Consider the following 22,834-nt stretch of genomic DNA (forward strand, 5'->3'; position numbering starts at 1 on the left):
ACTATTTTTTCATTTGGTTATATGGCAATAGTGCCTGTAATATAAATCATTTTTTTCAACGGAGGAAAACGAAATGAAACTCACAAAAAAAGTTTTGGCTGTTCTCCTTGCTGCTTTGTTTGTAGTAGCTGCATTCGCAGGCTGTTCTGCTTCAAAGAGCAACGATGACGCTCAAGACAAATCATCAGACGCAAAAACAGTTAAGTTCGGTTTGATTACTCTTCATGATGAAAACTCAACTTACGACAAGAACTTCATCTCTGCTGCAAAGGAAGCTGCTGAAGCTTGCGGCGTAGAGCTTGTTCAGAAGAACAACATCGAAGAGGGTCAGGCTGCATATGAAGCAGCTGCTGAACTTGTTGACGAAGGCTGCAACCTCATTCTTGCAGACAGCTTCGGTCACGAGGACTACATCATTCAGGCTGCTAAGGAATTTACAGATGTACAGTTCCTTCACGCAACAGGTACAAAGGCTCACACAGAGAACCTTCCAAACTACCACAACGCTTTCTCTGCAATCTACGAGGGCAGATACCTTGCAGGTGTTGCAGCAGGTGAAAAGCTCAACCAAATGATTGCTGACAAGAAGATTACTGCTGACCAGGCTAAGATGGGTTATGTCGGTGCATATACTTACGCTGAAGTTATTTCAGGCTACACTTCATTCTATCTTGGTGCAAAGAGCGTTTGCCCATCAGTAACAATGAAGGTTACATTCACAGGTTCATGGTATGACGAAACAGCCGAAAAAGAAGCTGCTCAGAAGCTTATCAACGACGGTTGCGTAGTTATTTCACAGCACGCTGACTCAATGGGTGCTCCAACAGCTTGCGAAAAGGCTAATGTTCCAAATGTTTCATACAACGGTTCAACAGAATCAGCTTGCCCTAACACATTCATCGTTTCTTCAAGAATCAACTGGGCTCCTTACTATGAGCACTGCATCAAGGCAGTTCAAGAGGGTAAGGAAATCGAGGCTGACTGGGTTGGCACACTTGCTGACAATTCTGTATGTCTCACAGACTTCGGTGCAAAGGCAACAGCTGACGGCACAGCAGAAGCAGTTGAAAAGGCAAAGAAGGGTCTTGAAGACGGCACAATCCATGTATTTGATACTTCAACATTCACTGTTACAGTAACAAAGGACAAGAATGTAAACGCTAAGGTAGATGCTGACGGTCACCTCACAAGCTATATGGCTGATGTTGACACAGACGCTGACTACACTCCTGATACAGAGGCTGTATCTGACGGTTACTTCCACGAATCAGAATATCGTGCAGCTCCATACTTCGATGTTCAAATCGACGGTATCGAATTGCTTGATGTTGCTTTCTAAGTAACGCTTTAATAAACTACACTCCGTGGCGAGGGATTACCCTCGTCACGGTATAGTTGTTTATACAGAAGTATAAAAATGTCAAAATTTATTCTTTTATGATGATTTAAGAGGTCACAATGAAAAACAAAATAGCTTTGGAATTAAAGGGTGTCACCAAAAGATTCGGCAAGGTTGTTGCAAACAACAATGTTTCGCTTGTGGTTCACCACGGAGAGATTTTGGCTATTCTCGGCGAAAACGGTTCGGGCAAAACCACACTTATGAATATGGTTTCCGGCATCTATTTCCCTGACGAGGGTCAAATCTTTGTTGACGGAGATGAGGTTGTCATCAAATCTCCTAAAGACGCATTTAAGTATAAAATAGGTATGATTCATCAGCACTTCAAACTTGTTGATGTTTTTACCGCTACCGAAAATATAGTTCTCGGTGTAGAGGACGGCAAAAAATATAATATCAAAGAGGCAAAAAAGCGTGTTAAGGCTATCACGGATAAGTACGGCTTTAACATTGATTTGGACAAAAAAATCTACAATATGTCTGTGTCCGAAAAGCAGACCGTAGAAATCATCAAGGTACTTTACAGAGGTGCGGACATTCTCATTCTTGACGAGCCGACCGCTGTTCTTACCCCACAGGAAACAGAAAAATTATTTGATGTTCTTCGCAATATGCGCAAGGACGGTAAATCAATTATCATAATCACTCACAAGCTCCACGAAGTTTTGGAAATTTCCGACCGTGTTGCAATTCTCCGCAAGGGCGAGCATGTTGACACCGTGCTCACAAAGGATGCCAACGAGCAATCACTTACAGAGGCAATGATGGGTGAAAAGGTAGACCTTAATATCATAAGAGAAGAACCGAAGAATGTAAAAGAGCGACTTGATGTTGAGCACCTCACCGTCATCAAGCGTGACGGCACAAAGGCGCTTGACGATGTCAGTTTCAAGGCTTACGGCGGCGAAATCCTTGGCATCGCAGGCATCAGCGGTTGCGGTCAAAAGGAATTGCTCGAATCAATCGCAGGACTTCAGCAAACAACAAAGAAGTCGAGCATTTTGTACAAGCCCGATGATTTAGGTCCGCAACAGCTTGTCGGCAAATCACCGAGAGAAATCAGAAAACTCGGCATTGCTCTTTCGTTCGTTCCGGAGGACAGACTCGGTATGGGTCTTGTCGGCAATATGGACATTGTTGACAATATGATGCTCCGTTCGTACAAGGGCGGAAAAACCGCATTCCTCAGCAGAAAAGAGCCGAAACATTTGGCAGATGATATTATCGAAAAACTCGAGGTTGTCACTCCGAGTGCTTCAACTCCTGTAAGACGACTTTCGGGCGGTAATGTTCAAAAGGTTCTTGTCGGCAGAGAAATTGCGTTAGGTCCAAAGGTTCTTATGGTTGCTTATCCCGTAAGGGGTCTTGACATCAACTCATCATACACCATTTACGGATTGCTTTCTGAACAAAAAGAAAAGGGCACAGCCGTTATTTTCGTCGGTGAGGATTTGGATGTTCTCATCGAGCTGTGCGACAGAATTATGGTTATTAACTCAGGTGTTATCACCGGAGTGGTAGATGGCAAAACCGCTACAAAGGAAGAAATCGGTCTTTTGATGACCAAAAACGTTGACAGGGAGGTAAACACAGATGGCAAAGAATAATTCAACCGTGCGTGAACCTCTTTTTCATATAGTCAAAAGGGACGGAGTGTCAAAGGCAAAGTCCTGGGCAATCAGAATTATTGCGATACTCCTTGCTCTCGTTTTTTCGGGCATTATCACAATGCTCCTCACAGGCGAAAATCCAATCAGCGTGTACGCCACAATGTTTGAGGGCGCATTCGGTTCAAGCCGAAAGGTGTGGAAACTTCTCCAAAACCTTGCAATGCTCCTCTGCGTTTCGCTTGCGCTCACCCCTGCGTTCAAAATGAGATTTTGGAACATCGGCGGTGAGGGTCAGGTGCTTATCGGCGGTTTGGCAACAACCGCTTGTATGGTGCTCCTCGGCAACAAAGTGCCAAACGCACTTCTCATCATCATTATGATTGTTGCTTCCGTTGTTGCAGGTGCTCTTTGGGCACTCATTCCTGCCGTGTTTAAGGCAAGCTTTAACACAAACGAAACCTTGTTCACTCTTATGATGAACTATGTTGCGATTCAGCTTGTTTCGTATTTCTGTATGCTTTGGGAAAATCCAAAGGGTGCAGGCAAAATAGGCATCATCAACCGTGAAACAGAGGCAGGCTGGCTTCCTGTAATCGGGGATAAAACCTATCTCCTCAATATCTTGATTGTTCTTGCAATCACAATTGCAATGTACATCTATCTCAAATATTCAAAGCACGGCTACGAAATTTCGGTAGTCGGCGAATCTGAAAACACTGCAAGATATATCGGCATCAATGTTAAAAAAGTTATTTTGAGAACTATGGCACTTTCGGGTGCTGTGTGCGGTATCGCAGGACTTCTCCTTGTCGGCGGCACAGACCACACAATCTCAACCACAACTGCCGACGGTAGAGGCTTCACCGCAATTATGGTGTCGTGGCTTGCAAAGTTCAATCCTATTTATATGATTTTGACCTCGCTTCTTTTGGTGTTCCTCGAAGCAGGCGCAGACCAAATCTCAATGATTTTCGGTCTTAATCAGAGCTTTTCGGAAATCATCACCGGTATAATTTTGTTCTTCATTATCGGCAGTGAGTTCTTCATCAACTACAAATTGCAGTTCCGCACTTCATCAAAAAAGGAGGTAAAGTAATATGTTTGCAACTTTGATTACTTTTCTTCACAGAGCCATTATGCAGGGCATTCCGCTTTTGTTCGGCTCAACAGGTGAAATTATTACAGAAAAATCGGGCAACCTCAATCTCGGTATTCCCGGCATTATGTATATCGGCGGTATGAGTGGCGTTATCGGTGCGTTTTTCTACGAAAATTCACTCACCGACAAGGCAGACGCCAACGGCTTTCTTGCAATTTTTATTCCGCTCATTTCTTGTATCTTGGGTTCGCTCATCGCAGGTATGATTTATTCGTTCCTCACCGTAACCCTCAAAGCTAACCAAAACGTAACGGGTCTTGCGCTCACAACTTTCGGCACAGGCTTCGGTAATTTCTTCGGCGGTTCGCTCATCAAGCTCACAGGCGCAGATGTTCCGTCGGTTGCTCTTTCAACAACTTCTGCTTATTTCAGCAAAACTCTCCCTGTTGCAGAAACAACAGGTTGGTTCGGCAAGCTGTTTTTGAGCTACGGATTTTTGGCATATCTTGCAATCGTCATTGCTCTTGTTTGTTCATATGTGCTCAACAAGACAAGGGTTGGCTTGCATCTCCGTGCAGTAGGCGAAAACCCTGCAACTGCCGATGCAGCAGGCATTAATGTTGAAAAAACAAAGTACATCGCAACAAGTATCGGCTCTGTTATCGCAGGTCTCGGCGGTCTTTACTATGTTATGGACTATGCAAACGGCGTGTGGTCAAATGACGGCTTCGGCGACAGAGGTTGGCTTGCAATCGCACTTGTTATCTTCGCAGTGTGGAAGCCGAATATGAGTATTCTCGGTTCAATCGTTTTCGGCGGACTTTACATTGTTTATCTCTATGTTCCGAGCGCACTCCGCACACAGGAACTTTTCAAGATGATTCCTTATGTTGTTACAATTCTTGTTCTCATCCTTGTCAGCGTAAGAAAGAAGAAAGAGGATCAAGGTCCTGCCGCTCTCGGATTGTCTTATTTCAGAGAAGAACGATAAATTTTAATTGATAAAAGGAGATTACTATGGCTAATCTTGACGATAATATTGAAAAAGTGCTTGTCACCAAAGAGGAGCTTGAAGCAATCAACGCTCGCCTCGGTGCACAAATCACAAAGGATTTCGAGGGCAAAAACCTCCTCGTTGTCGGCATTCTCAAAGGCTCGATTTATTTCTTGTCCGACCTCACAAGATATATCGATTTGCCGCTTAAACTCGACTTCCTTGCAGTTTCAAGTTACGGCGGCGGCACTCGCTCATCAGGTGCGGTAAAGATTATCAAGGATATCGACATCGACCTTGCAGGTTATGATGTTTTGCTTGTTGAGGATATTCTCGATTCGGGCAGAACTCTTGAATATGTCAGCAAAATGCTTTCTGCAAGAGGTGCAAACAGCATTTCAATCGTGACACTTCTTGACAAGCCTGAACGCAGAGTTGTTGACATTCACCCTGATTATGTCGGCTGTGATGTGCCTGATGAATTCGTTGTCGGCTACGGTCTTGACTATGACCAGGAATACCGCAACATTCCGTATATCGGCTCACTTAAAAGAGAAATTTACGAATAATCGCAATATATAATAAGAATGTAGGCAGATTTAGTTTTGCCTACATTTTTTGTAATATAGTGGATTTTTTATTAATAGTATGTTATTATATAAAAAAAGGAGGTTTTTTTATGAAAAAAGCTTTATCCGTTTTATTATCATTAGTTTTAGCAATCGGTATGTTCGGCGGAGTTTCCGCAACGGCTTTTGCCAAAGACCAAGAGGTTGTAACCGTAAAATTTGAACAAACCGAAGCACGCAAAATGCTCACACTTGTCAATGAATTCAGAACATCGGGTTCGTGGTGTTGGGATGAATCAAATTCAAAAAAGGTGAAATATCCTGCTGTTAAAGCGCTCAAATACGACTACGATTTGGAAAGGTCGGCTATGATTCGTGCGGCGGAAATCACCAAATTGTATGACCACACCCGTCCAAACGGCAAAGGACCCGAAACTGCACTCAACGATTACGGCACCTGCGGTGAAAACATTGCGTGGACAGAGGGCTACGGTTTAAGTGCCGAGCATGTTTTCGGCCTTTGGAAAGAGGAAGACAAACTTTACGAAGAGCAAGGACACAGAAGAAATATGCTCAACGGCGAATACGGCGCAATCGGCATCGCTTGTTGCTATGTAAACGGCAGATATTATTGGGTGCAGGAATTCCGTGATTTTGTTATCGACCCAAACAAGTCACCGGCAAATGACGGCTACACCGATGCCACTATCGATTACACCGGCACCGTCAAGCCAAGCCTTGTGGGAGTCAAAGCTCCGGCGCTCAAAGCACCGACCGTCAAGGTTACTTCTCCAAAGAAAAAGGCTGTTAAAATCAGCTGGAATTCTCAGCCGAATATCAAGAACTATCAGCTTCAGTATTCCTATAGCAAAAAGTTCAAGAACAAAAAGACAAAGAATATTGACGAGCGTTACGGCTCAATGACCATCAACGGAATGAAATCAAAGAAAACCGTTTATGTTCGTGTGCGTGCAAAGAGCAAATCAACAGGCAAGTACACAAAATGGTCAAAGGTCAAAACCGTAAAAATTAAATAAATAATTTTACCTATCTGCCTCTCTGTTTAAGGGAGGCAGATTTTTTGTTGCAAGCCTCACATTGATGTTTTTCTGCCTCCCCTTGAAGCAAGGGGAGGTGCTGAGTGCAACGAAGCGGAGGGGTTTTACATTGTCTTAACCCCTCAGTCGCACATAAAGTGCGACAGCTCCCCTTACCATAAGGGGAGCCGTGATTGGTTTATACGATTTATATTTACGACAGCTCCCCTTGCAACAAGGGGAGCCTGCATATCAAATTCGTATTTATTTTATGAGTTCGAGCACATCTTCTTTTTCGATGTAGCCGATTGATTGGATGACCTGCTCGCCGTTTTCAAAAACAATGAGGTTCGGGATGGTCATAATGCCGAATTGAAGCGCAAGATCTCTCGCTTCGTCACAGTTGACCTTGCAGAATTTGACATCGTCAACTTCTTCCGAAACTTCCTCGATTACAGGGCCGAGCATCATACACGGTCCGCACCATTCTGCCCAAAAATCAACAAGCACCTTGCCTTTGTAATTGAGCACTTCTTCATCAAAATTTTGTGCTGTAACTTCAACAGTCATTGCCATACCTCCTATTGTTTGTTTTGTCCTGCAAGTGATGTGAGCATCGCAAGAAATTCCTTGTCCTCCTCACACACTCTGAAATTTGTGCGAATTTTGTTGCCGTCAGGGGTCGTGACAGAAAGTTCAAGCACAGCGCCCGTGTCTATTCTGCTTCCTGCGTCTTTAAAAAACATTGCCAGCTTCGGGTGGCGAGAGTTGAAACCCTCTGCCTTTTCCTTGATTTGAAGCAATGCCATTGGATTGAATGCCATAATTCTTCGGATTGCGTGGTGAATTGAGCACCTCAATGCACGCCTCGCAGTCCCACTCCTTTTTAATTACTGTACCTTTACTGTAATTCAAAAGTCGAATTATGTCAAGAAAAAGAAAATGAATTTTGTTTTAATAATCCAAATCAAGCTCACTTATGATGTCTTTGAGCATTTCGGCAGATTTTTTAACCGCCGTTTCTTCTTCTGCATTGAGGGACACTTTTACATTTTTTTCAACGCCGTTTTCGCCCACAACGGCAGGCATACTTAGTGCAACATTTGATATTCCGTGTTGCCCCGTCTGTATGCACGATACGGGCAAAATCGATTTTTGGTCAAGCACCACCGCCTCGCATATGCGTCTTACACTCATCGCAATGCCGTAGTAGGTGGCTTTTTTCTTTTTGATGATTTCGTACGCCGAATTCTTTACATCTTCGGCAATTTTTTTCATTTTGTCTGCGTGGCAGATGTTGCCGCAGTTGTCGGTACAAAACTGTTTGAGCGGAATACCCGATACATTTGCACTGCTGAATGCCGCAATTTCGCTGTCGCCGTGTTCCCCCAAAATAAATGCGTGCACGCTTCTCGGGTCAACTCCGAGGTGTTCACCGAGCAGATATTTAAGCCTTGCCGTGTCAAGCACCGTGCCCGAACCGAACACTCTGTTTGACGGCAAACCCGACAATTTAAGTGCTGTATAGGTCAAAATATCCACGGGGTTTGATACTATCAGCAGTATGCCTTTGAAGTTTCGCCCTGCGATTTGCGGAATAATTGATTTGTAAATGTCCACATTTCTGTGCACCAAATCAAGTCTGGTTTCACCTTCTTTTTGCCCTGTTCCCGCCGTTATGATAATGATTGATGCGTCGCTTATGTCGTCGTATGTGCCTGCGTAAATCTGCATAGGCTTTGAAAAAGGCAGACCGTGGCTGATGTCGAGTGCCTCACCCTCGGCTCTGTCTGTGTTTGCGTCAAGCAAAACAATTTCGCTGAAAAGTCCGCTTTCCATAAGTGCAAACGCACACGCACTGCCTACAAAGCCGCAACCGATTATCGCAACTTTTCTTGCGTTAGAATTTGTCATATTGTCACCCTCTTACCAGACTGTCGATAAAGCCTCTGAACCACGCCAAAAGATAACTACATTTGCCTCCACTTGAAGCAAGGGGAGGTGGCAACACGAAGTGTTGACGGTGGGGTTTTAAAAATGCTGTAAGTATCGAACTTCAGCATTTTTTGCGTTTTTCGTTTTTTGCGAACAAGCGGTACCATTGTACAGCAAAGTTCGCAAGAAAACGAAATTCAGATCCTTTCTCAACAGCCTATGTTTTAAATAAATATCCGTCTTTTACATAATTTTAATCCGTTATTAAATGCAAAACCTGTGGTTGCCGATTTCCTTGATTACCGTGCGGGAGTGCATAAATTTGTCGTTGGTTTTGGCAGGGTTGAAGTAGTACACCGCACCGCCCGATGGGTCCCATCCGTTGAGTGCGTCCGTGGCGGCACGCTTGCTTGATTCTGCCACAGGCTGATACCAGTTGCTGTCGTTCACGCAGGAAAATGCACCTTTTTGATACACTACACCCGACAACGAATCGGGGAATGACGGGTGTGCAACTCTGTTGAGGATGACCGCACCGACCGCAACTTGCCCTTCGTAGCTTTCGCCACGAGCCTCTGCCGAAATCACTTTTGCAAGCAATTCAACATCCGCACTCGAATATGCACCGTTTGAACTGCTTGATGACGAACCGCCGAGTCCGAGATACAAAAGCGTGGTTTTTCCGCAAATACCGTCTGCCGTCAGTCCGCAATTTTTCTGAAAAGCGGTGACGGCTTTTTTCGTTGCCGAACCGTAAATGCCGTCAATCGCACCGTTGTAGTAGCCGAGAGATTGAAGTTTTTGCTGAATTTTCTTGACTTCACTTCCGCTTGAACCGAGCTTTGACAGGGCATAAACGCTTGTTTCTTTGATGAATGTGTCGTACACAATCAGTCCTGCTCCGGCAAAACCAAAGATGATTGCAAACGCAAGCATAAGGCTGACTAAACTTTTGATTATCTTGTTTTTCATAACTTTCTCCTTGTTTTTTATAAAATGTTGAGGTGGCTGAGCAAAAATGTAATCCCTGCTCCCGACAGCACGGTCATTGCGGAATAGCCGATAATCACCGCCGCTTTTCGCCCGTCAATTTTTTGTTTCGGCGGTTTCACGGCGGTTGAAGTTGAGATTTTTTCAGCCTCTTTGTGTAGCTTTTTTGCGTCTGTATTTTGTGATGACGGCCGTACAAAAAAGATGATTTTTTCAAAATACGGCGATTCGGGATTGGTGATTTCGAGTATTTGCTTGTTGACTCCCTTGAGCATAAACATCTTCCTTTTTTGCGTGCCAATTTTTCGGCACTTAATTATACAAATAGTGTTTGAATATTACACAAAATTTATACATTTCCGCTTTGGGCATTTTCTACATTTCGAACAGATTTTTACCCTTGACAATCGTTTTCAAAAAACTTTTCGTATTATTCCACCGATGTTTAAAATGTGGAAAACTATGTGGAAAAGGTGTAAAACTTTCACCGAAAACACTATATTTAAGCACTTTTAGGGTGTTGAAAACTTAAAATATGCAAATCTTTCAACATTTTACACATAGTTTTCAACAAAAAAGTTTTTTCAAAAATTTTGTATAAATTGCTGTTTTTCACTTTTAGTCTTGACAAAAAAATGATATAATTCAATTATTACAAATAGTCAAAAAAGGAATTTTGATTTTTGCAAACGGCAAAATTTTTGTTGTCGTTTGGCAAAGCGGTATATATAATATGAAAGTAAAAGTTGAAAAAAATAATATAATTGTAAACGAGGTTTCGTGCCTTGACCTTGACTTGACTCTTGATTGCGGTCAGGCTTTTCGCTGGGAGCGTCAAGAGGACGGCTCATACAAGGGTGTTGCCGGCGGTCACTTTTTGCACATTGCAAAGGACGGCGACTCGCTCATTTTTTATGATACGGACGAGGCGGTCTTTTATTCCTTTTGGGTGAATTATTTTGATTTGAATAAGGACTATGATGAAATCTGCAACCGTTTGAAGCAGGACACCTTGCTTGCCTCAACGATTGATGAATATTACGGCATCCGAATTCTCAATCAGGACAGTTGGGAAGCACTCTGTTCTTTCGTCATCAGCCAGCAGAATAATATAAAAAGGATAAAGCTGATTATTTCTCGGCTGTGCAAAGCGTACGGTGACGAGGTTGCAGACGGTTGGTATTCGTTTCCGTCAGCCGAAAAGTTGAGTACGCTCGGCGTTGAGGACTTTGAGGCTCTCGGCACAGGCTACCGTGCAAAATATCTTGAACGCCTGTCAAAATCCGTTGCGTGCGGTGAGGTTGATTTGGATTATATAAAATCATTGCCACTTGCCGAAGCGAAAAAAGAATTGCTCAAAATCTACGGCGTCGGCGAAAAGGTCGCAAACTGCGCCTTGCTTTTCGGTATGCAGTTTTATTCCTGTTTTCCGCTTGATGTGTGGATGAAAAGGGTGATGGCGTATTATCCCGACGGCTTGCCTCGGTGCTTTGACGGCGTTGAGGGCATAGCACAGCAATACTTGTTCTATTGGGCAAGAGAAAATTTATGAGGTGAAAAATGCAAAAGTTATTTGTTGAAAATATCAGCGATGAAAAAATTATTCTTGACGGCGAATCTGCCCGACATATCGCAAAATCCCTGCGTATGAGGGTGGGCGATGTGATTTGCGTAACCGACGGCGGCGGAGAGGACTACGGCTGTCAAATCGAGGAAATCACAAAAGATGAGGTTGTCCTAAAGGTCTGCTACAAGCAGGCTTGCGAAAGTGAGCCGACTTGCAAAGTGACGATTTATCAGGGTGTGCCGAAAAGCACAAAACTTGAGGATATAATTCAAAAATGCGTGGAACTCGGCGTAACAGAAATTGTGCCGACTCTCACAAAGCGTTGCGTTTCCCGTCCCGATGACAAATCGGCAGGCAAAAAGAATGTCCGTTATCAAAAGATTGCGCTTGAAGCTGCTCAGCAAAGCGGAAGAGGCATTGTGCCGAAAATCGAAAATATGAAAACCTTAAAACAGGCTTTGGCAGAGGACAAAAGCGAAGTCAAAATCGTGTTCTTTGAGGGCGGCGGCAAAAAACTCACCGATATAATAGATAAAAATACAAAGAGTGTGAGCATTTTCATCGGTCCTGAGGGCGGATTTGAGGAGGCGGAAGTTGAGCAAATCGAATCGGCGGGCGGTGTCCGTGCAACCCTCGGCAAGCGAATTCTACGCACCCAAACCGCACCTGTTGCAGGGCTTACGGCTATTATGCTCTTGACGGGTAATTTAGAGTAAAAATATTTATGGGTAGTATAAAGAATTTTTATTGATTGTAAAAAGTCGGTAAAAATGTTTCATTATGAATGTGGCAAATCCTGTTGACTTTAACGCTTTTAGGTGCTAAACTGAATGAAAATAAACCAAAGGACAGGAGATTTCCACAATGAGAAAATTAACAAAGAAAATTGCGGCAGTTGTTCTTTCGGCGGTAATGGTTGGCGGTGTATTCGCAGGCTGTTCCGCTACAAAGGACAACAATGAAACCCCGGAAAAGAAAACATCATACAAGATTGGCATTTGCCAGCTTCTTCAGCACGATGCGCTCGATGCGGCAACCAAAGGATTTGAGGACAAACTCAAGGAGCTTGGCGAGGCAGAGGGAATTACATTTGAATTCGATTATCAAAACGCTTCAAACGATTCCGCAAACTGCACAACAATCGCAAACAAGTTCGTTTCGTCAGGCTATGATTTGATTATGGCAAACGCAACACCTGCACTTCAGGCTTGCACAACAGTAACAGCAGCTTCGCAAATTCCTGTTGTCGGCACATCCGTAACCGATTATGCGGCTGCACTCGACATTGATATGGGTCCTACAGACGCAACAGGCATCAATGTAACCGGTACAAGCGACCTTGCACCGCTCGACCGTCAGGCAGACCAGATTATGGAACTTTTCCCTGAAACAAAGAAAGTCGGCGTAATCTTCTGCTCGGCAGAAACAAATTCAAAGCCACAGGCAGACGGTGTTAAAAAAGCACTCGAAGCAAAGGGCGTTACTTGCGAATACTATGCTTTTTCCGATTCAAATGATATTTCGGCAGTTGCAAAGAAAGCCGCTTCAGAGGTTGATGTAATCTATATTCCAACCGACAACACAGCAGCTTCAAACGGTGCGGTAATTGATGACGCTTGTTCACACGCAAATGTTCCGATTATCGCAGGCGAAGAGGGTATCTTTAAAAACACAAAAGCCGTTGCAACTCTTTCAATTTCGTACTACACACTTGGACAGATAACTGCTCAAATGGCATATGATATTCTTGTAAACGGCAAGAATCCTGCTGAAATGAACATTCAGCAAACATCGGATCTTACTTACAAGTACAATCCTGACCAAGCAAAGAAGTTTGGCGTTACAATTCCTGACGGCTACGAGGCTGTAACCGAGGAACCAACCACAGAAGAATAATTAATTTATTAATTAAAAAAGCTCCCCTTGTTGCAAGGGGAGCTGTCGTAAATATAAATCATATAAACCTATCAAGCCTCCCCTTATTATGTGATTAAGGGGAGGTGTCTGCATTTGATATGCAGACGGAGGGGTTAAAAGGACATAACAAGGAATTAGGCGAACACAGTTCGCCCCCTACGGTTTGTCGAAAAATCAATAATCAAATACAATCAGTTATGTGCAAATTAACAGTTGACTAATTCAACGCTTTAAAGTATAATGATGAAGTATAATTGAATTTTGGGCTTTTGTTTAGAAGTCCGAGAAATGAGGTAGAATTTATGGGATTCTTAAATGCTCTGCCGGGTGCTGTCGGTCAGGGACTTATATGGGGCATTATGGCAATCGGTGTGTACATCACATTCAGAGTGCTCGATTTCGCCGACCTTACAGTTGACGGAACTTTGGCAACAGGCGGTGCTGCTATGGTTATGTCACTTATGGCAGGATGCAATGTTTATCTTGCACTTCTCATCGCATTTGTTGCGGGATGCTTGGCAGGACTTGTGACGGGTATACTCAACACGGCGTTCGGTATTCCGCCGATTTTGGCAGGTATTTTGACACAACTTGCACTTTATTCAATCAACTTGCGTATCTTGGGCAAGGCAAATCAGCCTGTTTCGGGATATAAGTACAATCTTATTTGCTCAATGACAAAGCTCAATCAAGCGCTCATTGTTGCAACAATCTTTGTTTTGGTCATCATTGCATTGCTCTATTGGTTCTTCGGCACAGAAATCGGCCACGCAATCCGTGCAACAGGCACAAACGCCAATATGGCTCGTGCAAACGGTATCAACATCAATTCAACAAAAATCATCGCACTTGTGCTCTCAAACGGCTTGGTAGCACTTGCAGGCGGACTTCTTGCACAGTATCAGGGCTATGCCGACATCAATATGGGCAGAGGCGCAATCGTTATCGGTCTTGCCGCCGTAATCATCGGCGAAGTGCTTTTCGGCAAGATTTTCAAGAACTTTGCGCTCAAGCTTTTGGCTGTTGCAATCGGCGGTATCATCTACTATATCGTTATGCAGTTCGTTATCAGCCTCGGTCTTAACACCGACGACCTCAAGCTTCTCACAGCGGCAGTAGTTGCTGTATTCCTCGGTATTCCATACATCAAGGGCAGATATCAGGAAACTCATATTAAGACTGCAAAAAAGGAGGTTAAGTGATATGTTAGAAATTAAGAATGTACATAAAACCTTCAATCCGGGAACTATTAATGAAAAAAAGGCGCTCAACGGCATTGATTTAACTCTCAACGAGGGCGATTTTGTCACTGTAATCGGTGGCAACGGCGCAGGTAAATCAACAATGCTCAATATGGTTGCAGGCGTTTATCCTGTTGACTGTGGCTCAATCGTTATTGACGGTGTGGATGTCACAAAACTTCCGGAGCACAAAAGAGCAAAATATATCGGCAGAGTTTTCCAAGACCCAATGACAGGTACTGCTGCCAATATGCAAATCCTCGAAAACCTTGCGCTTGCTTCAAGAAGAGGCAGTCACAGAGGTCTCGGCGCAGGTGTAAAGCGTAAGGAAAAGGAAGAATACAAAGAGGTGCTCAAGCATCTTGACCTCGGTCTTGAGGACAGACTCACTTCAAAGGTTGGTCTTCTTTCGGGCGGTCAGCGTCAGGCTATCACACTTCTTATGGCAACTCTCCGTAAGCCAAAACTTTTGCTCCTTGACGAGCATACTGCTGCGCTCGACCCAAAAACCGCAAAAAAGGTGCTTGATTTGACAGAAAAAATCGTTGAAGAAAATCACCTCACAACTATTATGATTACTCATAATATGAAAGACGCAATCAATATCGGCAACCGCCTCATTATGATGAATGACGGCAAGATTATCTATGATGTTCAGGGCGAAGAAAAGAAGAAGCTCACCACAGCGGACCTTCTTGCAAAGTTCAAGTTGACATCGGGCGAGGAATTAGAGGACGACAAAATCCTCCTTTCCGAAGCAGAAAATTAACAGCAAACTAATCAGCCTCCTCTTTTTAAGGGGAGGCGTTGCATATTAATAGGATAAAATAAGGAGGTGCGCATTATGCCTTTGCCAAAAGACCCGTTTATTCTTTTCAGTATGATAAATATGAAACTGCGTGACAGCTATTCGTCACTCGATGCACTTTGTGATGATATGCACGAAAATAAGGACGAGATTATAAGAACGTTGTCGGCAGTCGGCTTTGAATATGACGAAGCCACAAATTCATTCAAATAATAAGGCTCCCCTTGTTATGTAATCAAGGGGAGCTGGCAAACCGCAGGTTAGACTGAGGGGTTAAAAGGAATTAGGCGAACACAGTTCGCCCTAGCGTGTCGAAAAAGTGTTTTCGACACGCTGTAGGCTGTTGAGAAAGTTTCTGAATTTCGTTTTCTTGCGAGTGGGAGCTGTACATAGGTACCGCCCCCGAGCAAAAAACGAAAAACGCCAAAAATGCTGTAAGTTCACTACTTACAGCATTTTTAAACCCCACCGTCAACACTTCGTGTTGCCACCGTCTCACCTACCGGTTCGGTCGGTGCTTCTGCATTAAAATGCAGAGGTCTCCACAGGAGACCCGCACCCCTTGCTTCAAGAGGAGGCATAATTCGGTTGATTATATTTTGGCGTGTTTCAGGAGCTTTATCGACAGTCTTAAAAAAATCCTTGACATCTTGCTTGTCAACTGCTATAATACTAACACTTGCAGTATGTCTTAATGCAAGTAAATTTTCCTTGCGTATGGATAATACGCCAAAGTCCAAAAGGAGGTGCTGAAGAATGGCATTAAAAGACTATGAAATCGTAATGGTTTTCTCTCTTTCAAAGGGAGAAGAGGCAGTAAACGCTCTCAAGACAAAGTTCACTGACCTCATCTCAAAGAATGGCACTCTCGGCGAAGTAGAGGAGTGGGGCAAGAAGAAGCTTGCTTACGCAATCAACTACGAAACCGATGGTTACTACGTTCTTATCAACTTCTCATCAGATGAGTCTTTCCCTGCTGAGCTTGACCGTGTAATCAACATTACTGACGGTGTACTTCGCTCACTTATCGTCGCTAAAGGCGAATAATTAGGAGGCATACTATGATTAATATGGTAGCCCTTATGGGTAGACTTACCTTTGAGCCGGAACTCCGTACAACTCCAAGCGGTGTATCTGTTCTTCGTTTTCAGGTAGCGTGCGATAGAAATTATCAGCGTTCGGGTCAAGACAGACAGGCAGATTTCATTGACTGTGTTGCATGGCGTCAAACTGCGGAATTTATCAGCAGATATTTCCACAAAGGCTCAATGATAGCTGTTGAAGGTTCAATCCAAACAAGCAGCTATACAGACAAAAACGGTAACCAAAGAAAACAGGTCGAGGTTGTTGCAAACAACGTATCATTCTGCGGTTCAAAGAACGATTCGGGCACAGGAGCTTCTGCTGTAAGCGGTGGTTTCAATGAGCCTGCACCGTCTTATGCAAGCGCAGACAACAGCGATTTTGAAGAAATCGTTGATGACGATGACGACCTTCCGTTCTAACATCTTATTTTAATTAAGGAGGAAACCAAAATGGCATATAACGCTAAGGGCCCAAGAAAGAGCCGTAGAAAAGTTTGTCAATTTTGTGTAGATAAGGCTGAAAGCATTGATTACAAGGACACAACAAAGCTCAAGAAGTTCGTTTCTGAGCGTTCAAAGATCCTTCCTCGTCGTGTAACAGGCACTTGTGCAAAGCACCAGAGAATGCTTACAACAGCTATCAAGAGAGCAAGACATCTCGCTCTTTTGCCTTACACATCAGACTGATTAAGCAAATAAAAGAAAGCAGTTCATTGCGAACTGCTTTTTTTATATGCCTCCCCTTGAATGTAAGATGAGTCTTGATGTTTTTCTGCCTCCCCTTGATTACATAACAAGGGGAGCCGTATTCGGTGGTTTTTTATAACAAATCCGCTAAGGTTTTGGAATTGAGGAAATTCATAATGATTTCGTTCAGCTCGTTCCACATCGGACGGGTGAGGCAGGATTCCTCTTTTTTGCAGGCGTCACAATCAACGCACGCAACGGGTGCAAGCGTTTTTTCGGTCAAAACCAAAATTTCGCCCACAGAATATTCCTCCACTTTGCGGTTGAGTTTGTATCCGCCGCTTTTTCCTCGTGCGCTGTCAACAAGCCCGCCCTTTGAGAGCTTTGCGATAATCGCTTCAAGGTATTTCATAGAAATTTCGAGTCTTTCGGAAATATCTTTGAGTGAAATGTAACTGCCGTCGTCGTGTGCGGCAAGGTCGAGCATAATGCTTAAGGCATATCTGCCCTTTGTTGAAATCATCATAATGTTTTGCTTCCTTAAAATATTCGTCAATCTCTGCGATTAACGGTGATTATTATTCAAAAAATTCTTGTGCAATTCTGACGCTTTCCATTGCGTCTTTTGCGTACCAATCGGCGTTTATCATCTTTGCGTAATCTCTTGTGAGCACCGCACCGCCGACAAATACCTTTGCGTCGGTGTTGTCGTGCAAAAGTTTAATTGTCTTTTCCATATTCGGAACGGTCGTTGTCATAAGTGCCGACAAGCCGACAAGTTTGACATTTTGCTTGATTGCTTCTTCAAGTACAAGTTCGCATTTGACATCCTTGCCGAGGTCGATAACATCAAAACCGTAGTTTTGCAAAAGCACCTTAACAATGTTTTTGCCGATGTCGTGGATGTCGCCCTCAACGGTGGCAATGATGATTTTGTCGCCCTTGACCTGCGGAGTTCCGCTCATAACAATGTGGGCTTTAATCTCGTCAAATGCCGATTTTGCGCTGTCCGCACTCATCAGAAGCTGAGGCAAAAACAGCGTGTTTTTCTCAAATCCGTCACCCACAAAATCAAGTGCCGGAATGATGTAGTTGTTGATTATTTCAAGGCTGTCCGTGGTTTGAAGAAGCTCTTTTGCGCACTTTGCACTTTCCTCTTTCATACCCTTGATGATAGCCTGCTTCAAATCAATTTTTGCACCCTCGGCAACAACCTCAACAGGGGTCGCCGATTTGATGTATTCCTCGCAGTTGTCGTCAAGTCCCGCAAGTGCCTTGTAGCTGTAAAATGCGTTCATCATCGACTTTGATTTTGGATTGATGATGCCTGCCGATAAACCTGCGTTCATTGCCAAGGTGTAAAACGCCGTGTTGATTGCCTCTCTGTTCGGCAAGCCGAAACTGATGTTCGACACGCCCAAAACTGTGTTCACGCCGAGCGTGTTGCGGATGTAATCAACAGCCTTTAATGTTTCCACAGCGTTGTTTTTGTCGGTAGAAATCGTCATAGTTAAAGCGTCAACAACAAGGTCTTTCTTGTCAATTCCGTATTCCTTTGCGGTGTTGATAATCTTCTCTGCAATGGCAATTCTGCCCTCTGCGGTTGACGGAATACCGTCCTCGTTAAGACAAAGGCACACAACCACACCGCCGTATTTTTTGGCAAGCGGAAAAATCTCTTTCATACACTTTTCCTTGCCGTTTACGGAGTTGATCATTGCCTTGCCGTTGTATATGCGGAGCGCCGATTCCATAGCTTTTGCGTCCGATGAGTCAAGCTGAAGCGGTGTCGGAAGCACGGATTGAAGCTCAAACACCGATTTGCACAGCATTTCTTCTTCGTCAATTTCAGGCAAGCCCATATTCACATCAAGGATGTGCGCACCTGCGTCTTTTTGGGTGATGCCCTCACGCAAAATGTAGTCCATATCCTTATTGCGGAGTGCCTCTTTGAGCAGTTTTTTGCCTGTCGGGTTGATTCGTTCGCCGATAACCACACCGTCGGAAATGTTAACGCATTGAGAATAAGAGGTAACAAGCGTGTCGGTCTTGAAATTCGGTACTCTGTCGGAAATGTCCTTTGTTGCCTCAATCATAGCTTTGATGTGTTCGGGCGTTGTGCCGCAGCAACCGCCGAGTATAGAAACGCCCATTTCGGCAATTTGCTTCATATAGTCGGCAAATTCCGTTGGGTCAACATTGTAGATTGTTTTGCCGTCAACGCTTTCAGGCAAGCCTGCGTTCGGCATAACAATGATAGGGGTTGAACAGCATTTTTCAAGCTCCTCAACAAGCGGAATCATCTGCTTTGGACCTAATCCGCAGTTGAATCCGATTGCGTCTGCACCGAGTCCCTCGGCAACCGCACAGGCGGTTTTTACATCCGCACCTGTCAGCAATCTGCCCTTGTCGTCAAAAATCATAGACACAACAAGTGGCAAATCGCAGTTTTCTTTGACCGCAAGCATAGCGGCTTTCAGTTCGTAAACATCGCCGAAAGTTTCGCAAAGAACAAGGTCTGCGCCGTCTTTGCCTGCCTTGACCATATCGGCAAAAACATCCACGCATTCCTCAAAATCAAGGTCGCCCATCGGTTTCAACAGTTTGCCTGTCGGTCCTATGTCGAGCGCAACTTTTTTGCCTGTTCTGCGTGCATTTTGCACGGCAGCCCTGACGAGTTCGTCTGCGTTGTCGTATTTCAATTTGTTTGCGCCGAAAGTGTTGGCTGAAATAATGTCACAGCCTGCCTCGGCATATGCCTTGTGGATGGCAAAAATTCTCTCCGGGTCGGAAAGATTCAAAAGTTCGGGAAGCTCACCTGCTTTGAGGTTGAGCATTGTTCCCATTCCGCCGTCAAAATATTTTATCATAATTCGTCAATTCCTATAAATGCCGTAACGCTCTTTGTCGGCAACATTTCGTATGTGTCCGTGAGCGTCAGTCCGATTCGTTTTTGTAATTCGAGCAGAGAAAAGAATTTCTTTTGTTCCTTGATGTCAAGGTCAAAGTACCCCGGTGAGTATCTTTGACGGAGCGAAACCCCGTGTTTTGCGATGATTTCCTGCTCAAGATTGTCGCAAACCTCCTCGATTTTGTCTGCCGAGGTTGCCTGCAATGCCATTGCAAGTGCCACATCCGTTGCCGTTGCGATTTTTATCTGCCTGTCACATTCCGTGCCGAGTGTTGCACCAAACACAACCACCCTCTTACAGCCCTTTAGGTTATCCGCAAGTCGGGTGCTGAAAAATTCGGTGTCGCCGATAATCAGCGATTTGTCCGTCACCTTGCAGTCAAAAATTCTGTACAGCGTTTTTGGTGTAACAGTTGAATTGATGATGTCAATCGCCTTGTCAACAAGTGCCAAAATCTGCGGGTCGTCGGTTTTTGACGAGGTTCGCATATATCTTAAAATGTCTGCCTTATTCATTGATGATGCTCGAAAGTCCGCCCATGATTGCCGCCGCAACATCAGGCTTGTTCATTGTGTAAATGTGGATGTTGTTGAAACCGTTTGCCATAAGGTCAATGATTTGCTCGGTGGCATAGACGATTCCTGCTTGCTTCATCTTGTCAGGATCGTCACCGAACCTCTCCATAATTCTGAAGAACTTTGGCGGAACGCTCGAATTCGAAAGCTCAATGCTTCGTTTGATTTGGTTTGCGTTTGTAATCGGCATAATGCCTGCGATAATCGGCACATTTATGCCTTTGATTTGGCACATTTCGTAAAAATTGAAGAACTTTTCGTTGTCAAAAAACATCTGTGTTGTCAAAAATTCAACGCCATAGTCAACCTTTTCTTTGAGTCGTGCAATGTCATCAACTCTGTTTTTGCTCTCAGGATGTAATTCCGGATAGCACGCCGCACCGACACAAAGGTTTGGGTTCATTGCCTTAATTTCGTTTACAAGCTGGTATGCGTGAGTAAAATATTGCTTGTCCGTAAATTCAAATCCTTGCGGAATGTCGCCTCTGAGCGCAAGGATGTTTTCAATTCCGTTCTCCTCAAGTTCGCCGACTACCTGATGAATTTTGTCCCTTGTGGAAGTCAAACAAGTGAGGTGCGAAAGCGGAGATACGCCGCAATTTTTTATCTCGTTCGCAATTTCTGTTGTAAATCCCGATGTTGTGCCTGCCGCACCGTATGTCACCGACATAAATGACGGGGAATATTTGCACATTTCTTTTACTGTATTTTTTGTTGTTTCAAGCTTGTCCCACTGCTTTGGCGGGAATACTTCAAACGACACGGTTACTCTGTTGTTTTTGAGTATTTCGCTTATTTTCATATCCTGTCCCTCACATATATTTATATGTATATAGTATAAATTATTATAATAGTCATTTCCCACTTTGTCAATAGGAATTGAAAGGAGGCTTAATATAAATTATGGAAGCAAAAAGACGGTGGGGTTTATATTATGACTTTACTTATTATTTTTGCAAGTTTGATATTTTTTCCGTGTATCGGTTGCAAGTTTTGTGTAAATGTGATAAACTTAACTTGAAATATTCATTTGGAGGTCTTGTTATGGATTTAACAAAAATTATTAACAAAAAAGACGAAGCCGCTCAATATATGATTGACGAAATCACTCATATTATCAAGACTTTTGACAAAAGAGACCCCGGCTCAAAGGGTGAACGTCAGGCTTGCCAATATATGGCAGAGGTTCTTCAAAAGGATTGTGGCTGTGAGCAGGCAGATGTTGAGCCGTTCAAGGAAAATCCGGGCTCATTCTATGGCTGGATTTATTTCACCATCACATTTGTAATCGCAGGTGTTGCACTTTCATTCTTTGCACCGATTTTGAGCATTATTCTCATTGTTGTCGGTCTTGCAATTGTAATTGCACAGTTCGGTTTTTATCTCAAACTCATTGACTGGGCTTTCCCTGAAAAAACAGGTCACAATGTAACTGCTATCAAAAAGTGTGCAAGCGGCACACCAAAAAGAAGAATTCTTTTCAACGGTCACCCTGACGCAGCTTGGGAATGGCCTATGAACTACAAGTTCGGCGGTGTCGGCTTTGAGGGTCACGCTATTCTTTGCGGCGTAGGTGCACTTTATTATCTTGTAATCGCAATCATCAAGTGCGTAAAGTTCGGTGTTTTCGGCACAGTTCCTGCATCCGAACCAATCGTTAAGGCAAGCCTTATCGGTCTTATTTTCCTCATTCCGCTTGTTGGTCTTTATTGGATGGTTAACTATCGCAGAGTAGTTGACGGTGCAAACGATAACCTTTCGGGTTGCTATATGGGTATCGCTGTTATGAAAGCACTCAAGGACGAGGGTATCGACCTTGAAGATACAGAAATCGGTTGCGTTCTCACAGGTTCCGAGGAAGCAGGGCTTCGTGGTTCAAAGGCTTGGTGCGAGGCTCATAAGGGCGAATTCCAGGATTGTCCAACTATGATTATCTCTTATGATACAATCCACGACCCTAAATATTTGATGGTTAACTACCGTGACCTTAACGGTACCGTAAAGGCTGATAAGGATTATTCCGACCTCTTTATGGAAGCTGCTGAGGCAGTAAATGTTCCTTGTAAAAAGGGTTGGGTTCCACCACTTGGCGGTGCAACCGATTCAGCTGCTTTTGCACAGGCAGGTTTCCGTGCAGCAGGTATCACAGGTCTTAACCATAATCTTGAAGACTACTATCACACCCGTCGTGATACATACGACAATATGAACGCCGAAGGTCTTGCTAACTGCTATGCAGCAACAGTAAAGGCTTGCGAAATGTTCATCAACGGTGCAAAGCAATAAAACCTTAAATGGGCGCTTTTCACTTTTTCGCTCGGAGGCAGTATCTTCATACAGCTCTCCTCCCGAGAAAAGCGAAAATCATCCCATTTCTCATAATACTAAATATAAAATGCCTTGATT

Annotated in this window: 25 protein-coding genes; 16 read left to right on the plus strand and 9 right to left on the minus strand. The window is 43.9% G+C overall.

Translation table 11 applies throughout. The features are described 5' to 3' along the window. Nucleotides 1-73 precede the first annotated feature (73 nt). The 6 genes from Q0E03_RS04065 to Q0E03_RS04090 all read left to right on the plus strand — a co-directional run bounded on the left by Q0E03_RS04065 (nucleotide 74) and on the right by Q0E03_RS04090 (nucleotide 6,711). The gene (locus Q0E03_RS04065; RefSeq protein ID WP_297129727.1) at nucleotides 74-1,339 is read left to right on the plus strand and encodes a BMP family ABC transporter substrate-binding protein; all 1,266 of its coding nucleotides are present in this window, start codon (nucleotides 74-76) and stop codon (nucleotides 1,337-1,339) included. 119 nt (nucleotides 1,340-1,458) lie between these two features. Further along, nucleotides 1,459-3,009 (plus strand): ABC transporter ATP-binding protein, encoded by a 1,551-nt coding sequence (locus Q0E03_RS04070; RefSeq protein WP_297129728.1) that lies wholly within the window; start codon nucleotides 1,459-1,461, stop codon nucleotides 3,007-3,009. Continuing rightward, the gene (locus tag Q0E03_RS04075; protein ID WP_294836048.1) at nucleotides 2,996-4,108 is read left to right on the plus strand and encodes an ABC transporter permease; all 1,113 of its coding nucleotides are present in this window, start codon (nucleotides 2,996-2,998) and stop codon (nucleotides 4,106-4,108) included. Before Q0E03_RS04070 ends, Q0E03_RS04075 begins: the two co-directional genes overlap by 14 nt. A gap of 1 nt (nucleotide 4,109) precedes the next feature. After that, nucleotides 4,110-5,102, plus strand: coding sequence for an ABC transporter permease (locus Q0E03_RS04080; RefSeq protein ID WP_297129729.1), 993 nt, complete (start codon nucleotides 4,110-4,112; stop codon nucleotides 5,100-5,102). A gap of 26 nt (nucleotides 5,103-5,128) precedes the next feature. Next, the gene (gene hpt, locus Q0E03_RS04085; protein WP_294836050.1) at nucleotides 5,129-5,674 is read left to right on the plus strand and encodes a hypoxanthine phosphoribosyltransferase; all 546 of its coding nucleotides are present in this window, start codon (nucleotides 5,129-5,131) and stop codon (nucleotides 5,672-5,674) included. A gap of 110 nt (nucleotides 5,675-5,784) precedes the next feature. Next, nucleotides 5,785-6,711 (plus strand): CAP domain-containing protein, encoded by a 927-nt coding sequence (locus Q0E03_RS04090; protein WP_297129730.1) that lies wholly within the window; start codon nucleotides 5,785-5,787, stop codon nucleotides 6,709-6,711. Nucleotides 6,712-6,975: 264 nt separating this feature from the next. Here Q0E03_RS04090 and trxA read toward each other — a convergent pair whose 3' ends face one another. The 5 genes from trxA to Q0E03_RS04115 form a co-directional block, all read right to left on the minus strand. Continuing rightward, on the minus strand, nucleotides 6,976-7,281 hold the full coding sequence (gene trxA / locus Q0E03_RS04095) for a thioredoxin (RefSeq protein ID WP_367270226.1): 306 nt from the start codon (nucleotides 7,279-7,281) through the stop codon (nucleotides 6,976-6,978). A gap of 11 nt (nucleotides 7,282-7,292) precedes the next feature. After that, the gene (locus Q0E03_RS04100) at nucleotides 7,293-7,535 is read right to left on the minus strand and encodes a hypothetical protein (protein ID WP_177663271.1); all 243 of its coding nucleotides are present in this window, start codon (nucleotides 7,533-7,535) and stop codon (nucleotides 7,293-7,295) included. 130 nt (nucleotides 7,536-7,665) lie between these two features. Further along, the gene (locus tag Q0E03_RS04105) at nucleotides 7,666-8,625 is read right to left on the minus strand and encodes an L-lactate dehydrogenase (RefSeq protein WP_297129732.1); all 960 of its coding nucleotides are present in this window, start codon (nucleotides 8,623-8,625) and stop codon (nucleotides 7,666-7,668) included. A 285-nt stretch (nucleotides 8,626-8,910) separates the two neighbouring features. Beyond that, entirely contained in the window at nucleotides 8,911-9,618 is a 708-nt protein-coding gene (gene sleB / locus Q0E03_RS04110; RefSeq protein ID WP_297129733.1) for a spore cortex-lytic enzyme, read from the minus strand. 17 nt (nucleotides 9,619-9,635) lie between these two features. Next, nucleotides 9,636-9,911, minus strand: a complete 276-nt coding sequence (locus tag Q0E03_RS04115; RefSeq protein ID WP_297129734.1) for a hypothetical protein — start codon at nucleotides 9,909-9,911, stop codon at nucleotides 9,636-9,638. 458 nt (nucleotides 9,912-10,369) lie between these two features. On the opposite strand from Q0E03_RS04115, the gene Q0E03_RS04120 reads away from it, so the two are divergent. The 9 genes from Q0E03_RS04120 (at nucleotide 10,370) to rpsR (ending at nucleotide 16,941) form a co-directional block, all read left to right on the plus strand. Then, complete coding sequence (locus tag Q0E03_RS04120; protein ID WP_297129735.1) at nucleotides 10,370-11,188, plus strand: DNA-3-methyladenine glycosylase; 819 nt, start codon at nucleotides 10,370-10,372, stop codon at nucleotides 11,186-11,188. Between the two features lie 8 nt (nucleotides 11,189-11,196). Then, the gene (locus tag Q0E03_RS04125; protein ID WP_297129736.1) at nucleotides 11,197-11,919 is read left to right on the plus strand and encodes a 16S rRNA (uracil(1498)-N(3))-methyltransferase; all 723 of its coding nucleotides are present in this window, start codon (nucleotides 11,197-11,199) and stop codon (nucleotides 11,917-11,919) included. 148 nt (nucleotides 11,920-12,067) lie between these two features. Then, entirely contained in the window at nucleotides 12,068-13,099 is a 1,032-nt protein-coding gene (locus Q0E03_RS04130; RefSeq protein ID WP_297129737.1) for an ABC transporter substrate-binding protein, read from the plus strand. Between the two features lie 323 nt (nucleotides 13,100-13,422). Further along, nucleotides 13,423-14,322: an ABC transporter permease gene (locus Q0E03_RS04135; RefSeq protein ID WP_277657837.1), complete on the plus strand. Its 900-nt coding sequence runs from the start codon at nucleotides 13,423-13,425 to the stop codon at nucleotides 14,320-14,322. A gap of 1 nt (nucleotide 14,323) precedes the next feature. After that, nucleotides 14,324-15,130, plus strand: coding sequence for an ABC transporter ATP-binding protein (locus Q0E03_RS04140; protein ID WP_288528244.1), 807 nt, complete (start codon nucleotides 14,324-14,326; stop codon nucleotides 15,128-15,130). 75 nt (nucleotides 15,131-15,205) lie between these two features. Then, complete coding sequence (locus Q0E03_RS04145) at nucleotides 15,206-15,382, plus strand: DUF4250 domain-containing protein (protein WP_078768599.1); 177 nt, start codon at nucleotides 15,206-15,208, stop codon at nucleotides 15,380-15,382. Nucleotides 15,383-15,925: 543 nt separating this feature from the next. Beyond that, complete coding sequence (rpsF, locus tag Q0E03_RS04150) at nucleotides 15,926-16,216, plus strand: 30S ribosomal protein S6 (RefSeq protein WP_273338465.1); 291 nt, start codon at nucleotides 15,926-15,928, stop codon at nucleotides 16,214-16,216. A gap of 14 nt (nucleotides 16,217-16,230) precedes the next feature. Then, nucleotides 16,231-16,674 carry a single-stranded DNA-binding protein gene (locus Q0E03_RS04155; protein ID WP_294836064.1) on the plus strand — a complete coding sequence of 148 codons (444 nt, stop codon included), beginning with the start codon at nucleotides 16,231-16,233 and terminating at the stop codon, nucleotides 16,672-16,674. A gap of 30 nt (nucleotides 16,675-16,704) precedes the next feature. After that, nucleotides 16,705-16,941 (plus strand): 30S ribosomal protein S18, encoded by a 237-nt coding sequence (rpsR, locus tag Q0E03_RS04160; protein ID WP_297129738.1) that lies wholly within the window; start codon nucleotides 16,705-16,707, stop codon nucleotides 16,939-16,941. Nucleotides 16,942-17,074: 133 nt separating this feature from the next. Here the strand turns inward: rpsR and Q0E03_RS04165 are convergent, their stop codons facing one another. From Q0E03_RS04165 to metF, 4 genes are read right to left on the minus strand one after another with little or no spacing between them, the layout of a single operon-like run. Next, the gene (locus tag Q0E03_RS04165) at nucleotides 17,075-17,467 is read right to left on the minus strand and encodes an Rrf2 family transcriptional regulator (protein WP_297129739.1); all 393 of its coding nucleotides are present in this window, start codon (nucleotides 17,465-17,467) and stop codon (nucleotides 17,075-17,077) included. A gap of 52 nt (nucleotides 17,468-17,519) precedes the next feature. Continuing rightward, nucleotides 17,520-19,811, minus strand: a complete 2,292-nt coding sequence (locus Q0E03_RS04170) for a homocysteine S-methyltransferase family protein (RefSeq protein ID WP_297129740.1) — start codon at nucleotides 19,809-19,811, stop codon at nucleotides 17,520-17,522. After that, on the minus strand, nucleotides 19,808-20,368 hold the full coding sequence (locus Q0E03_RS04175; RefSeq protein ID WP_297129741.1) for a vitamin B12 dependent-methionine synthase activation domain-containing protein: 561 nt from the start codon (nucleotides 20,366-20,368) through the stop codon (nucleotides 19,808-19,810). The genes Q0E03_RS04170 and Q0E03_RS04175 overlap by 4 nt, the downstream gene beginning before the upstream one ends. Beyond that, entirely contained in the window at nucleotides 20,361-21,230 is an 870-nt protein-coding gene (gene metF, locus Q0E03_RS04180) for a methylenetetrahydrofolate reductase [NAD(P)H] (RefSeq protein WP_297129742.1), read from the minus strand. Before metF ends, Q0E03_RS04175 begins: the two co-directional genes overlap by 8 nt. A 242-nt stretch (nucleotides 21,231-21,472) precedes the next feature. On the opposite strand from metF, the gene Q0E03_RS04185 reads away from it, so the two are divergent. Continuing rightward, entirely contained in the window at nucleotides 21,473-22,714 is a 1,242-nt protein-coding gene (locus tag Q0E03_RS04185; RefSeq protein ID WP_297129743.1) for a M28 family metallopeptidase, read from the plus strand. The last annotated feature ends 120 nt before the right edge of the window (nucleotides 22,715-22,834 follow it).

The organism is uncultured Eubacterium sp., assembly GCF_934525195.1.
GTDB lineage: Bacteria > Bacillota > Clostridia > Oscillospirales > Acutalibacteraceae > Eubacterium_R.

What these genes read in the sequence shown, in the direction of transcription:
- Q0E03_RS04065 (WP_297129727.1), top strand. Translation starts at nt 74, where the DNA reads ATGAAACTCACAAAAAAAGTTTTGGCTGTTCTCCTTGCTGCTTTGTTT.
- Q0E03_RS04070 (WP_297129728.1), top strand. Translation starts at nt 1,459, where the DNA reads ATGAAAAACAAAATAGCTTTGGAATTAAAGGGTGTCACCAAAAGATTC.
- Q0E03_RS04075 (WP_294836048.1), top strand. Translation starts at nt 2,996, where the DNA reads ATGGCAAAGAATAATTCAACCGTGCGTGAACCTCTTTTTCATATAGTC.
- Q0E03_RS04080 (WP_297129729.1), top strand. Translation starts at nt 4,110, where the DNA reads ATGTTTGCAACTTTGATTACTTTTCTTCACAGAGCCATTATGCAGGGC.
- hpt (WP_294836050.1), top strand. Translation starts at nt 5,129, where the DNA reads ATGGCTAATCTTGACGATAATATTGAAAAAGTGCTTGTCACCAAAGAG.
- Q0E03_RS04090 (WP_297129730.1), top strand. Translation starts at nt 5,785, where the DNA reads ATGAAAAAAGCTTTATCCGTTTTATTATCATTAGTTTTAGCAATCGGT.
- trxA (WP_367270226.1), bottom strand. Translation starts at nt 7,281, where the DNA reads ATGACTGTTGAAGTTACAGCACAAAATTTTGATGAAGAAGTGCTCAAT.
- Q0E03_RS04100 (WP_177663271.1), bottom strand. Translation starts at nt 7,535, where the DNA reads ATGGCATTCAATCCAATGGCATTGCTTCAAATCAAGGAAAAGGCAGAG.
- Q0E03_RS04105 (WP_297129732.1), bottom strand. Translation starts at nt 8,625, where the DNA reads ATGACAAATTCTAACGCAAGAAAAGTTGCGATAATCGGTTGCGGCTTT.
- sleB (WP_297129733.1), bottom strand. Translation starts at nt 9,618, where the DNA reads ATGAAAAACAAGATAATCAAAAGTTTAGTCAGCCTTATGCTTGCGTTT.
- Q0E03_RS04115 (WP_297129734.1), bottom strand. Translation starts at nt 9,911, where the DNA reads ATGCTCAAGGGAGTCAACAAGCAAATACTCGAAATCACCAATCCCGAA.
- Q0E03_RS04120 (WP_297129735.1), top strand. Translation starts at nt 10,370, where the DNA reads ATGAAAGTAAAAGTTGAAAAAAATAATATAATTGTAAACGAGGTTTCG.
- Q0E03_RS04125 (WP_297129736.1), top strand. Translation starts at nt 11,197, where the DNA reads ATGCAAAAGTTATTTGTTGAAAATATCAGCGATGAAAAAATTATTCTT.
- Q0E03_RS04130 (WP_297129737.1), top strand. Translation starts at nt 12,068, where the DNA reads ATGAGAAAATTAACAAAGAAAATTGCGGCAGTTGTTCTTTCGGCGGTA.
- Q0E03_RS04135 (WP_277657837.1), top strand. Translation starts at nt 13,423, where the DNA reads ATGGGATTCTTAAATGCTCTGCCGGGTGCTGTCGGTCAGGGACTTATA.
- Q0E03_RS04140 (WP_288528244.1), top strand. Translation starts at nt 14,324, where the DNA reads ATGTTAGAAATTAAGAATGTACATAAAACCTTCAATCCGGGAACTATT.
- Q0E03_RS04145 (WP_078768599.1), top strand. Translation starts at nt 15,206, where the DNA reads ATGCCTTTGCCAAAAGACCCGTTTATTCTTTTCAGTATGATAAATATG.
- rpsF (WP_273338465.1), top strand. Translation starts at nt 15,926, where the DNA reads ATGGCATTAAAAGACTATGAAATCGTAATGGTTTTCTCTCTTTCAAAG.
- Q0E03_RS04155 (WP_294836064.1), top strand. Translation starts at nt 16,231, where the DNA reads ATGATTAATATGGTAGCCCTTATGGGTAGACTTACCTTTGAGCCGGAA.
- rpsR (WP_297129738.1), top strand. Translation starts at nt 16,705, where the DNA reads ATGGCATATAACGCTAAGGGCCCAAGAAAGAGCCGTAGAAAAGTTTGT.
- Q0E03_RS04165 (WP_297129739.1), bottom strand. Translation starts at nt 17,467, where the DNA reads ATGATGATTTCAACAAAGGGCAGATATGCCTTAAGCATTATGCTCGAC.
- Q0E03_RS04170 (WP_297129740.1), bottom strand. Translation starts at nt 19,811, where the DNA reads ATGATAAAATATTTTGACGGCGGAATGGGAACAATGCTCAACCTCAAA.
- Q0E03_RS04175 (WP_297129741.1), bottom strand. Translation starts at nt 20,368, where the DNA reads ATGAATAAGGCAGACATTTTAAGATATATGCGAACCTCGTCAAAAACC.
- metF (WP_297129742.1), bottom strand. Translation starts at nt 21,230, where the DNA reads ATGAAAATAAGCGAAATACTCAAAAACAACAGAGTAACCGTGTCGTTT.
- Q0E03_RS04185 (WP_297129743.1), top strand. Translation starts at nt 21,473, where the DNA reads ATGGATTTAACAAAAATTATTAACAAAAAAGACGAAGCCGCTCAATAT.